Here is a 12,588-nt window from a genome sequence, read left to right as displayed (position 1 = left end):
CACCTCCAAGTCACCAGCGTGGCCACCACAGCCAAGCTGGTTGCGCTTACGCGCAACGCGCCATGCCTGGCGCACCATAAAAAAACGGCACTTACGGGTGCCGTCTCTCATGTCACGCAGGCGACGCCATCAGTAGTAGGCGTTTTCTTTCTGCGTGTGGTCGGTCACGTCGCGCACGCCCTTGAGCTGCGGGATACGCTCGAGCAAGGTGCGCTCGATGCCTTCTTTCAAGGTAACGTCGGCCTGACCGCAGCCTTGGCAACCACCACCGAACTGCAACACGGCGATGCCGTCCTCGACCACTTCGATCAGGCTCACCTGACCGCCGTGGCTGGCGAGCCCCGGATTGATCTCGGTTTGCAGGTAGTAGTTGATGCGCTCGTTGACCGGGCTGTCTTCGTTGACCATCGGCACCTTGGCATTCGGTGCCTTGATGGTCAGCTGACCCCCCATGCGATCGGTCGCGTAGTCGACGACCGCGTCATCGAGGAACGCCTCGCTGACCGCGTCGATCCACGCGGTGAAGCTTTTGAGCCCCAGTGCAGTGTCTTCGGGCTTTTCTTCACCGGGCTTGCAATACGCTATGCAGGTTTCAGCGTACTGGGTGCCAGGCTGAGTGATGAATACGCGGATGCCGATTCCGGGCGTGTTCTGCTTTTGCAGCAGATCGGCCAGGTAATCATGGGCAGCGTCGGTAATAGTTATAGCGCTCATGTAAGTTCCTCACAGACTTGTCCGCAGTTTACGCCAAACCTGGGCCGCTGACAAAGTCCTAGTATTTTTGTCGGGATATAATCGCCGGGGCCGGTGCGGATTGATGCCGATCCGTCCAGCCTTTAATCCGCCAATACAGGCGCTTTTCGATCAATACATAACTTCCCCAGCCAATCAGCGCGATCAACGGCACGCACACGGCAAACACCAGATAGGGGTTGAGCTGCCAATGTTCGCTGGCCAGCCAGCCGCCATACAGTACCAGCACGTGCACCAGGTAGACCGAGTAGGAACAGTCCCCCAGTGCCTTGAGCAAGCGGCTGCCTTTGAAATACGGCTCCATGGCCACGCAACCGAGCACGATCAGCGCGCTGGGCACGCCCCAATGCAGCGAGCGATCGCTGGCGTCCAATTCACGGATGGCCAGCATCGACGCGGCGATCAGCGCCAGCGGCACCCACAACCCCTGCACCACCCAGCCGCGGCGATACAGAATGCCGATACCGATGCCCAGCAGAAATTCGTAGATGATATTGTTTTCATAAAAGCGACTGACCACCCCGTAGCGCCCCAGCACCTCACTAACCACGAACAACGCCGCCGCGACGATGAGCGGTCGATGACGCTTGGGCACAGTGAAGACCATGGAAAACAGCAGGTAGAAGAACATCTCGTAGTTCAGTGTCCAACCCACGTTCAGAGTCGGATACAGGCCGTATCCGCCGGGATTCTCTGCGGGAATGAACAACAGCGACAGGACGAAATGGGGCAAATCCACCGCCGGATGCGGCAGCCATTGGCCGAGGCCGACCAGCATCAGCCCCATCAGCACGGTATAGAGCCAATAGGCCGGGACGATGCGGATAGCGCGATTGAGCAGAAAGCGCCCGGCGGGCATGTCTTTGTCCTGGGTCGACAGGTAGATCACCAGGCCACTGATCACGAAGAAGATATCGACGCCCACGGCCCCCCTGTCGGTAAAGAAGCGCCCGATCGGGCCGCTCGGGTGGAAGTCGAAAAAAATCTGCATGAAATGATGGCAGACCACCATCCAGGCGGCGAGCGCCCTTAGTGCTTGGAGCGAAATCAGCATTGCAAACGCCTGTCTTGAATCCCACAACTGGCGCACCCTTTCGGGGCGCCCTGTACCCCGTGAGACTTCACTTCGGCGCAAAAGGTCCCGAGAAAATCGGATCCGGCGCGCTCGGCGGTGTCACAGATTCTCGTACCGGTTCATGTCCAGTACACCGGCATTCACTGGATCGGTCTGCTCGATATATCGGCTCAGATCATGGAAATAGAACCAGAACTGCGGATGACTGCGGCGTATCCCCCAACGATCGACGATTTTTTCGAAGCCGGCGTTATCTTTGACTGCCGTCATCCGGTCGACGAATTCCGGGACCTCGGCGGCGGGCACATTGAACATGAAATTCGGATAGCTGCTCATGACCCCCGGGAACACCGTCAAGGTGTCCAGTTCCGGTTGATAACGATAGGCCTCGCCCAGCAGGAACGCCACATTGCTGTGGGCGCGGTTACGCAGCATGCTGTAGATGACTCGGTGACCCTGGCCGTCGTCGACCCGCAGCATGGTCGCTTCCGGCATTTGCTCGATCACCTTCAGCCCCCCCGCCGGCCGTGACGTCAGGCGACTCAAGGACTGCTCCGTGCTCTGAATGGTCGCGGGCTGGCCGGGGCGCGAGCAGTAGGCACCGGTGCAACGGTTGATGGGGTCAGGGTTGGCGTCCAGCGTGGCGTAGCGAGCCAGCAGTTGCCTGGCGAAATCGGCCTTGGGATCCTTCTCGGCGAGGATCAGGCCAGTGGCCTTGTCGTCGTCGATTTTCTGATAATCGAGCCACATCTTCAGCTTGCCGCCGTTCTGGTACCAGTCATCGAGGTAGTCCTCGCGACTGTAGGCAGGCATCAGGCGCAGGAAGTTTACCTCCGCGCCATTGCGTATCAGGTCGAAATACAGGCGGGTCTGCGCCTGATGGGCGACGTTGCCGAATACGTCGAAATTCACCGCCAACTGGTAATAGGTGCGCTCCAGCAGCGGGTAATCGAACAGCCACAGAGTCTGCGGCACCTCGCCGACCAGCCCTTTGGTCACTGTGGCGCTGTCGAAGTGACGGAAGATGCTCAGCAGCGCGTTGTCGTTGCCCGCCCACAGGCTCGACCAGCTCGGCGCTGGCGCGTGAGCGTAGGTATCGCGGCGCAGCGCCTCGTACTCATTGCGCTTGTCGCGATAGCGCAACCACAGACCGAGGACGCTGCCGACGTCGTCATTCTGCCCCGGCATCGCCAGCAGCGGCGTGGCCTTGGCACGATAGAGCGGATCGGTGATGTACAGATCATGCTCGGGCGCCTGGAACAACGCCCAGAAGTTGTCACGGATCACGTCGGTGGCGATCTGTCCGCGGCAGACCGGGCCGCGGATGAAGGTGTCGACGAAGTAATCGGCGTTGTCGAGCATGAACTGATAACGGGCGCCTGCCGGAATCTGCGCGAAGGTCTCGAACGGATTGGCGCGGTGCTGCGGGCCGTATCCCGGCAAATGGGTAACCGGCCAATCGCCGCTATAGAACAGCTCCTTGATCCGCGCCATCTTCGCCGCATTGAACGGATAGGTGATGTGGGTCTTGTAGACGATCGCCCCCTCCACTGGCCACAGGCGGTAGTAGAAGGTGGTGCCTGGATCGTCGTCCGGTCGGCGGGTGGCGATCAAATCGATGGGCTGGCCGCTGGGCGTGCGCGAGCGCACCCACTGGAAGAAGTGCCCCGATTGGCCGCCATCGAAATAGACGTGGGCGAGAAACAGATGCTCGAAGAGCCAGCGGCTCACCAGGGTCTCGCGTGCGCCGGCGGCGTTGAACAAGCGCTCCCATTCACCAATCTGCCGCGCCTCGCTGGGATTGGGCTGCACCGCCTGGGAATCGACAGGGGCACCCTGGGCCAGCCAGCTTTGCAGGGTGTGGTATTGGCCATCGGTGAGTCCGGTGACCGCCAGGGGCATGCCTTCGCGAGGATGGGCGCCGGCATAGGCATTGAACTCGCCCGGCATCGGGCAGATGTTCTGACGATCGAGGCCCAGCACGATGCTGTCCGGTAGCTTGGCGTTAGGCGCCAAGGGCGCCTGATGCCCGAGTTCGAGCATGCGCGCCATCAGTGCGGCCTGGCTGCCCTGGGCGTCGATGACGGAATAGAAACCCTTGTGCCGCCACTGTTCCGGGCTGAAACCGTCGATGAACAAGCGCGTTGGCGGCTGCGCCTTGCTGCGATCGCCGTCATACACGGGCACCTTGGAGGCGCCACGGGTGGCGCCGTCGGCACTGCCCAGATTGAGCTGGCAGGCCGAGTCGTAACAGGCGTGGCAAGCGATGCAGCGCTCGGTAAAGATCGGCTGCACGTCGCGGGTATAGGAAATGGCCGGGGTCGCCGGGGTTTGCGCCTGAGGGCTCCCACAGAACAACAGCAGGAGAGCGCAAAGGATAGAACGGTAAGGCATTTGGCCAGTTTCCCTCAATCATCAGCGGCCGATTGTAACGCCTCGCGTCAAATACGGCAGATGAAACTGAGCGCCATGGGGACCGGAAGGGAGGGAATGCCCCCCCGCTCCCGACCGCTGCCTTTTACCAGAAACGCTGCTGGCTGATCTTGCCCCAGGCCTTGATGGCCATCTGTTCGATGCCGGTGCTCGCCGCCATCCCGACCCGCTCCTGCAAGCTTTTGCGCTCGGCATAATGCAGATGGAACACCTCGGCGACCTTGGCGCGCTCGGCCAGGTACTCGTCGCTGGTCTTCAGCTCGTCGACCAGCTTCTTGTCCATGGCCGCAACCCCCAGCCAGACTTCACCCGTAGCCACTTGATCGATCTGCAACTGCGGACGGTAATGAGCGACGAAGTTCTTGAACAGCTTGTGGGTGATGTCCAGATCTTCCTGAAACTTCTCCCGGCCCTTCTCGGTGTTTTCGCCGAATACCGTCAGCGTGCGCTTGTACTCGCCTGCCGTGAGCACCTCGAAATCGATGTCGTGCTTTTTCAGCAGACGATTGACGTTCGGCAACTGCGCCACCACGCCGATCGAGCCCAGCACCGCGAACGGCGCGCTGACGATCTTCTCGCCGATACAGGCCATCATGTAACCGCCACTGGCAGCGACCTTGTCGATGCACACGGTCAGGGGCACGCCGGCCTGGCGGATGCGCGCCAGTTGCGAGGAGGCCAGGCCATAGCTGTGGACCATGCCGCCGCCGCTTTCGAGGCGCAGCACTACTTCGTCCTTGGGCGTGGCCAAGGTCAGCAAGGCGGTGATTTCATGACGCAGGCTTTCAGTGGCGGAGGCCTTGATGTCACCGTCGAAATCCAGCACGAACACCCGCGCCTTGGCTTCGGGCTTTTTCTTTTCGGCCTTGGTGGCCTTGGCCTGGGTCTTGCGCAGTGCCTTGAGTTGATCCTTGTCCAGCATGCTGGACTCGAGGCGCTCGCGCAGGCCTTTGTAGAAATCGTTGAGCTTGCTGATCTGCAGCTGCCCGCCGCTCTTGCGACGGCCCTTGGCACGCAGCGAGGCGATACTGGCCAGGACGATGACGATGGCAATGACCAGGGTAACGGTCTTGGCCAGGAAGCTGGCGTAATCGAACAGAAAATTCAAGAGGGCTCCTTTAACCGATGCACAGCGCCCGGCTGTCCCGGCACGCTTGTCCGCCCAGCATACCGGCGGCGAGCGATGGGAGCCAGAACAACACTGTAGCGAGGGGGTTTGCCCCCGAAATCGGCCCGAACAACAGCCATCTGCTCGCGGCAACCTAAGTCGGGGGCTAGCCCCCTCGCGACAGCCCGGTTGAACATGAGCAAAATTCATCTTCAACCCCGCCCCCCTCAAATCTGCCGCGTCTTTGCTATCATCGACCCCCTGTAAACGGTGCTCAGCGCCTGAATCGTCTATAAAGAGTATGTCCTCCCATGTCCGATCGCAGCACTCGCCTGTCAGTCTTCAAGCAAGCACTCAAAGAGCGCATCCTGATCCTCGACGGTGGCATGGGCACCATGATCCAGAGCTACAAACTCGAGGAAGAGGACTATCGCGGCGAGCGTTTCGCCGACTGGCCCAGCGACGTAAAGGGTAACAACGACCTGTTGCTGCTCAGCCGCCCGGACGTGATCGCGGCCATCGAGAAAGCCTACCTCGACGCTGGCGCCGATATCCTCGAGACCAACACCTTCAACGCTACCCAGGTGTCTCAGGCCGACTACGGCATGGAGTCGCTGGTGTACGAACTCAACGTCGAAGGTGCCCGCGTCGCCCGCCAGGTGGCCGACGCCAAGACCCTCGAGACCCCGGACAAACCGCGTTTCGTCGCGGGCGTCCTGGGCCCGACCAGCCGCACCTGCTCGCTGTCGCCCGACGTCAACAACCCCGGCTATCGCAACGTTACCTTCGACGAACTGGTGGAGAACTACACCGAGGCCACCAAAGGCCTGATCGAAGGCGGCGCCGACCTGATCCTGATTGAAACCATTTTCGACACCCTCAACGCCAAGGCCGCGATCTTCGCCGTGCAGGGCGTGTTCGAAGAACTGGGTTTCGAACTGCCGATCATGATTTCCGGCACCATTACCGACGCCTCGGGCCGTACGCTCTCGGGCCAGACCACCGAAGCCTTCTGGAACTCGGTGCGCCACGCCAAGCCGATCTCGGTGGGCCTGAACTGCGCGCTGGGCGCCGCCGAGCTGCGCCCTTACCTCGAAGAGCTGGCCAACAAGGCCGAGACCCACGTCTCCGCGCACCCCAACGCCGGCCTGCCGAATGCCTTCGGCGAATACGACGAACTGCCTGCGCAAACCGCGGCCATCATCGAAGAGTTCGCCCGGAGCGGCTTCCTCAACATCGTCGGCGGCTGCTGCGGGACCACGCCCGGGCATATCGCCGCGATCGCCAAGGCCGTCGCCGGTTATGCCCCGCGGGCCATTCCGGACATCCCCAAGGCCTGCCGGCTGTCGGGGCTCGAGCCGTTCACCATCGATCGCAGCTCGTTGTTCGTTAACGTTGGCGAGCGCACCAACATCACCGGCTCGGCGAAATTCGCCCGCCTGATCCGTGAAGACAACTACACCGAAGCCCTTGAAGTCGCCCTGCAGCAGGTGGAAGCCGGCGCCCAGGTGATCGACATCAACATGGACGAGGGCATGCTCGATTCGAAGAAGGCGATGGTCACCTTTCTCAATCTGATCGCCGGCGAGCCGGACATTTCCCGCGTGCCGATCATGATCGACTCGTCCAAGTGGGACGTGATCGAAGCCGGCCTCAAGTGCATCCAGGGCAAGGGCATCGTCAACTCCATCAGCATGAAGGAAGGCGTCGAGCAGTTCATTCACCACGCCAGACTGTGCAAACGCTATGGCGCCGCCGTGGTGGTGATGGCCTTCGACGAAGACGGCCAGGCCGACACCGAAGCGCGCAAAAAGGAGATCTGCAAGCGCTCCTACGACATCCTCGTGGACGAAGTCGGCTTCCCGCCCGAAGACATCATCTTCGACCCGAACATCTTCGCGGTCGCCACCGGTATCGAAGAGCACAACAACTACGCGGTCGACTTCATCAACGCCTGCGCCTACATCCGTGACGAGCTGCCCTATGCCCTGACCAGTGGCGGCGTGTCCAACGTGTCGTTCTCGTTCCGCGGCAACAACCCGGTGCGCGAGGCGATTCACTCGGTGTTCCTGCTGTATGCGATCCGCAACGGCCTGACCATGGGTATCGTCAACGCCGGCCAGCTGGAAATCTACGATCAGATCCCCGCCGAGCTGCGTGACGCGGTCGAGGACGTGATCCTCAACCGCACCCCGGAAGGTACCGACGCCCTCCTCGCCATCGCCGACAAGTACAAGGGCGACGGCAGCGTCAAGGAAGCCGAAACCGAAGAGTGGCGCGGCTGGCCGGTCAACAAGCGCCTGGAACACGCGCTGGTGAAAGGCATCACCACCCACATCGTCGAAGACACCGAGGAGTCCCGTCAGTCGTTCAGCCGTCCGATCGAAGTGATCGAAGGGCCGCTGATGTCGGGCATGAACATCGTCGGCGACCTGTTCGGCTCGGGCAAGATGTTCCTGCCGCAGGTGGTCAAGTCGGCGCGGGTGATGAAACAGGCGGTGGCTCACCTGATTCCGTTCATCGAACTGGAAAAAGGCGACAAGCCCGAAGCCAAGGGCAAGATCCTCATGGCCACGGTCAAGGGCGACGTGCATGACATCGGCAAGAACATCGTCGGCGTGGTGCTGGGTTGCAACGGCTACGACATCGTCGACCTCGGCGTCATGGTGCCGGCGGACAAGATCCTCCAGGTGGCGCGCGAGCAGAAGTGCGACATCATCGGGCTGTCCGGCCTGATCACGCCGTCGCTGGACGAGATGGTCCATGTCGCCCGCGAAATGCAGCGTCAGGACTTCCACCTGCCATTGATGATCGGCGGCGCGACCACCTCCAAGGCGCACACGGCGGTCAAGATCGAACCCAAGTACAGCAACGACGCCGTCATCTACGTCACCGATGCGTCCCGCGCGGTGGGCGTGGCCACGCAGTTGCTGTCCAAGGAGCTCAAGGCCGGCTTTGTCGAGCGTACCCGTGCCGAATACGTCGAAGTGCGTGAGCGCACCGCCGCCCGCAGCGCCCGTACCGAACGCCTGAGCTACGCCAAGGCGCTGGAAGCCAAGGCCACGTTCGACTGGAGCACCTACTCGCCGGTCAAGCCGAGCTTCACCGGTACCAAGGTGCTGGACGACATCGACCTCGATGTGCTCGCCGAATACATCGACTGGACGCCGTTCTTCATCTCCTGGGACCTGGCCGGCAAGTACCCGCGCATCCTCACCGATGAAGTGGTGGGCGAAGCGGCCACCGCGCTGTTCGCCGATGCGCAGACCATGCTGCGCAAACTGATCGACGAGAAACTCATCAAGGCCCGCGCGGTGCTGGGTTTCTGGCCGGCGAATCAGGTGCAGGACGACGACATCGAAGTCTATGGTGACGACGGTCAACCGCTGGCCAAACTGCATCACCTGCGCCAGCAGATCATCAAGACCGACGGCAAGCCGAACTTCTCCCTGGCCGACTTCGTGGCACCCAAAAGCAGCGGCGTGACCGATTACGTCGGTGGCTTTATCACCACCGCCGGTATCGGCGCCGAGGAAGTGGCCAAGGCCTATCAGGACGCTGGCGACGATTACAACTCGATCATGGTCAAGGCCCTGGCCGACCGTCTGGCCGAGGCCTGCGCCGAATGGCTGCACCAGCAGGTGCGCAAGGAGCATTGGGGCTACGCGGCGGACGAGCAGCTGCAAAACGAAGAGCTGATCAAAGAGAAATACCGCGGCATCCGCCCTGCGCCCGGCTACCCAGCCTGCCCGGATCACACCGAGAAAGGCACGCTGTTCGCGCTGCTGGATACCGACAACCAAAGCGGCGTGACATTGACCGAGCACTACGCGATGTTCCCGACCGCTGCAGTCAGCGGCTGGTATTTCGCCCACCCGCAGGCGCAGTACTTTGCGGTCGGCAAGGTCGACAAGGACCAGGTCGAAAGCTATACCGCACGCAAGGGCCAGGACATCAGCGTGACCGAGCGCTGGCTGTCGCCGAACCTGGGGTACGACAGCTAACCCACTGTAGCGGGGGGGCTTGCCCCCGAAAACGCTCCAAGTCACTCTGGTGTGGCCGAAGATCGCGGTCGGGGGCAAGCCCCCTCGCTACAGGGTCAGGCGGTATGGCTGGCCCAGAACACTACGGCGGCCACCACCAGGATGACCACGAAGGCTATGGCCCAGGCATCGACATGATTGGCAGATTTACGCGGCTTGATTGAATGGCTCATCAGGGATCGTCTCTTGTGATTATTATCAGGACGGGATGTCACTGCGGGGAGGACATACACAGTAGTCAAGTTCAGCAATGCCCTTCTTACAAGTAGGGATATCGGCCAAAATCGGTACTGAATGCGTGAACTACACCTTAGTTATAACCTCGAGTTATTTACTTATATTCAAACGTCACTATTAAGCATATCCGCAAACGGGTATATTCCGTCGGCTCCGTAGTCGGAGTGCGCGGCCGTGCGCGCAGTTATGCAGATATGCTGTAGCAGCCTGAGAACAGGACCACTATGTACGTTTATGACGAGTACGATCAACGGATCATCGAGGACCGCGTAAAGCAGTTCCGTGACCAGACCCGCCGCTACCTGGCCGGGGAGTTGAGCGAAGAAGAGTTTCGCCCACTGCGCCTGCAAAACGGGCTGTACATCCAGCGTTTCGCACCCATGCTGCGTGTCGCCGTGCCCTATGGCCAACTGACTTCGCGGCAGACGCGAATGATGGCCAAGATCGCCCGTGACTACGACAAGGGCTACGCCCACATCAGTACCCGCCAGAACGTCCAGTTCAACTGGCCGGCGGTCGAAGACATCCCGGACATCCTCGCCGAGCTGGCCACCGTGCAGATGCACGCGATCCAGACCAGCGGCAACTGCCTGCGCAACGTCACCACCGACCAGTTCGCTGGTGTGGCGGCCGACGAAGTCATCGACCCGCGCCCGTGGTGCGAAATCATCCGCCAGTGGACCACCTTCCACCCGGAATTCGCCTACCTGCCGCGCAAGTTCAAGATCGCCCTCAATGGCGCCAGCACCGACCGTGCGGCCATCGAAGTGCACGATATCGGCCTCGAGCCGGTGTACAACCAAGCCGGCGAGCTGGGCTTCCGCGTGCTGGTGGGTGGCGGCCTCGGCCGTACGCCGGTAGTCGGTGCCTTCATCAATGAATTCCTGCCTTGGCAAGACCTGTTGAGCTACCTCGACGCCATTCTGCGTGTCTACAACCGCTATGGCCGTCGCGACAACAAGTACAAGGCGCGCATCAAGATCCTGGTCAAGGCCCTGACCCCCGAAGTGTTCGCCGAGAAGGTCAACGCCGAAATGGAGCACCTGCGCGGCGGCAGCACGACGCTGACCGAAGCCGAGCTGCAACGGGTGGCCAAGCACTTCGTCGACCCGGAGTACAAAGCCCTGCCGGACTTCAGCGCGCAACTCGCCGCCCTGGAAGCCGAGCACCCGGGTTTCGCCCGCTGGCGCGCCCGCAACACCTTGGCGCACAAAAAGCCCGGCTATGTCGCCGTGACCTTGTCGCTCAAGCCCACCGGCGTCGCTCCGGGCGATCTGACCGACAAACAGCTGGACGCCGTGGCCGACCTGGCCGAGCGCTACAGCTTCGGGCAACTGCGCACCTCCCACGAGCAGAACATCATCTTTGCCGACGTCGAGCAGCAACAACTGCACGCCCTCTGGCTGGAACTGCGCGAAGGCGGCTTTGCCACGCCGAACATCGGCTTGCTGACCGACATCATCTGCTGCCCTGGCGGTGATTTCTGCTCGCTGGCCAACGCCAAGTCGATCCCTATCGCCGAATCCATCCAGCGCCGCTTTGACGACCTCGACTACCTGTTCGACATCGGCGACATCGACGTCAACATCTCCGGCTGCATGAACGCCTGTGGTCACCACCACGTCGGCCATATCGGCATCCTCGGCGTCGACAAGAAAGGCGAAGAGTTCTACCAGGTCTCCCTCGGCGGCAGCGCCAGCCGGGACGCCAGCCTGGGCAAGATCCTCGGCCCGTCGTTCGCCCAGGAAGCCATGCCGGAAGTGATCGGCAGGCTGATCGACGTTTATGTAGAGAAGCGCACGGAAGACGAGCGTTTTATCGACACCTACCAGCGTATTGGTATCGATCCGTTCAAGGAGCGCGTCTATGCAGCGAATCATTAAGAACAACGAAGTCATCGACGAAACCTGGCACTTGCTGCCCAAGGACACGAGCTTCGACAGCATCAGCAACTGCGACGATCTGATCGTGCCGCTGGCGCTGTGGCGCGAACATGCCCACGCGCTCCAGGCCCGCGATGGCGGCCTCGGCGTATGGCTGGATGCCGATGAAGAAGCCGAAGAAATCGGCGCCGACGTCGAGCACTTCCAGGTCATCGCCCTGAACTTCCCGGCGTTCACCGATGGCCGTAACTATTCGAACGCGCGCTTGCTGCGCGATCGTTACGCCTACAAGGGCGAGTTGCGGGCGATCGGCGACGTGCTGCGCGATCAACTGTTCTACCTGCACCGCTGCGGTTTCGATGCCTTCGCCCTGCGCGCCGACAAAGACCCGTATGAAGCGCTTGAAAGCCTCAAGGATTTCAGCGTGACCTACCAGGCTGCCACCGACGAACCGCTGCCGCTATTCCGGCGCCGCTGAGGTGTGAAGCTCGAACAAAAGGCCGATTTATCGGCCTTTTGTTTTTTTGTCGCGAAGATCGTCGCGAGCCATTCAAACGACCTTTTCAAACGCTTGTATGTTTTTCCGTTGACAGGCCGATTGAGGCGTCCTAACCTCGCTGAGTCTTGCCGTGGGTGGTATTTATCGACGACCACGCTGCGGACCGCTGCCATCCAGCGGACGCCCTTTTCATTCAATAAGGAATGCACCATGACCGATGTAGCCAAAGCCGTTGAAACCATGAAGGCCAAGTTCAACCCCGCCGCCGCTGGTGGCCTGGACCTGGTGTTCGGTTTCCGCATCGATGAAGACAAGCACTTCTCGCTGATCGTCAAGGACAGCACCTGCGAACTGCGCGAAGGCGAAAACCCGGACGCCAACGTGACCCTGGTAATGGACAGCGAAACCCTCAAGGGCATCGTCAGCGGCGAAACCGACGGCATGCAGGCGTTCATGGGCGGCAAGCTGCGCGCTGAAGGCGACATGATGCTGGCCATGAAGCTGAGCGAGCTGTTCCCGGTATAACCGCAGCCTGTGGGAGCCGGGCTTGCCCGCGA

Annotated in this window: 8 protein-coding genes; 4 read left to right on the top strand and 4 right to left on the bottom strand. The window is 61.2% G+C overall.

Translation table 11 applies throughout. From position 1 onward, the window contains the following. Positions 1-129: 129 nt before the first annotated feature. The 4 genes from nfuA to sohB all read right to left on the bottom strand — a co-directional run bounded on the left by nfuA (position 130) and on the right by sohB (position 5,369). Positions 130-714 carry a Fe-S biogenesis protein NfuA gene (gene nfuA, locus AC3WJP_RS22695; protein WP_226502434.1) on the bottom strand — a complete coding sequence of 195 codons (585 nt, stop codon included), beginning with the start codon at positions 712-714 and terminating at the stop codon, positions 130-132. Between the two features lie 58 nt (positions 715-772). Further along, positions 773-1,807 (bottom strand): acyltransferase family protein, encoded by a 1,035-nt coding sequence (locus tag AC3WJP_RS22690; protein WP_493724549.1) that lies wholly within the window; start codon positions 1,805-1,807, stop codon positions 773-775. A 120-nt stretch (positions 1,808-1,927) separates the two neighbouring features. Further along, on the bottom strand, positions 1,928-4,222 hold the full coding sequence (locus AC3WJP_RS22685; protein ID WP_493724548.1) for a fatty acid cis/trans isomerase: 2,295 nt from the start codon (positions 4,220-4,222) through the stop codon (positions 1,928-1,930). 124 nt (positions 4,223-4,346) lie between these two features. Next, positions 4,347-5,369, bottom strand: coding sequence for a protease SohB (gene sohB, locus AC3WJP_RS22680; protein WP_493724547.1), 1,023 nt, complete (start codon positions 5,367-5,369; stop codon positions 4,347-4,349). Between the two features lie 311 nt (positions 5,370-5,680). On the opposite strand from sohB, the gene metH reads away from it, so the two are divergent. From metH to AC3WJP_RS22660, 4 genes are all read left to right on the top strand, one after another. Continuing rightward, complete coding sequence (gene metH / locus AC3WJP_RS22675; RefSeq protein WP_493724546.1) at positions 5,681-9,373, top strand: methionine synthase; 3,693 nt, start codon at positions 5,681-5,683, stop codon at positions 9,371-9,373. A 500-nt stretch (positions 9,374-9,873) separates the two neighbouring features. Continuing rightward, positions 9,874-11,532: a nitrite/sulfite reductase gene (locus AC3WJP_RS22670; protein WP_493724545.1), complete on the top strand. Its 1,659-nt coding sequence runs from the start codon at positions 9,874-9,876 to the stop codon at positions 11,530-11,532. Further along, on the top strand, positions 11,516-12,010 hold the full coding sequence (locus AC3WJP_RS22665) for a DUF934 domain-containing protein (protein WP_493724544.1): 495 nt from the start codon (positions 11,516-11,518) through the stop codon (positions 12,008-12,010). Before AC3WJP_RS22670 ends, AC3WJP_RS22665 begins: the two co-directional genes overlap by 17 nt. Positions 12,011-12,241: 231 nt before the next feature. Then, positions 12,242-12,556: an SCP2 sterol-binding domain-containing protein gene (locus AC3WJP_RS22660; protein ID WP_493724543.1), complete on the top strand. Its 315-nt coding sequence runs from the start codon at positions 12,242-12,244 to the stop codon at positions 12,554-12,556. The last annotated feature ends 32 nt before the right edge of the window (positions 12,557-12,588 follow it).

This window comes from Pseudomonas sp. GW821-FHT01A09, from assembly GCF_058986725.1.
Note: the sequence above shows the minus strand (reverse complement) of the source record. Positions and strands in the feature narration are given on the sequence as shown.

What these genes read in the sequence shown, in the direction of transcription:
- AC3WJP_RS22660 (WP_493724543.1), top strand. Translation starts at nt 12,242, where the DNA reads ATGACCGATGTAGCCAAAGCCGTTGAAACCATGAAGGCCAAGTTCAAC.
- metH (WP_493724546.1), top strand. Translation starts at nt 5,681, where the DNA reads ATGTCCGATCGCAGCACTCGCCTGTCAGTCTTCAAGCAAGCACTCAAA.
- nfuA (WP_226502434.1), bottom strand. Translation starts at nt 714, where the DNA reads ATGAGCGCTATAACTATTACCGACGCTGCCCATGATTACCTGGCCGAT.
- AC3WJP_RS22670 (WP_493724545.1), top strand. Translation starts at nt 9,874, where the DNA reads ATGTACGTTTATGACGAGTACGATCAACGGATCATCGAGGACCGCGTA.
- AC3WJP_RS22685 (WP_493724548.1), bottom strand. Translation starts at nt 4,222, where the DNA reads ATGCCTTACCGTTCTATCCTTTGCGCTCTCCTGCTGTTGTTCTGTGGG.
- AC3WJP_RS22665 (WP_493724544.1), top strand. Translation starts at nt 11,516, where the DNA reads ATGCAGCGAATCATTAAGAACAACGAAGTCATCGACGAAACCTGGCAC.
- AC3WJP_RS22690 (WP_493724549.1), bottom strand. Translation starts at nt 1,807, where the DNA reads ATGCTGATTTCGCTCCAAGCACTAAGGGCGCTCGCCGCCTGGATGGTG.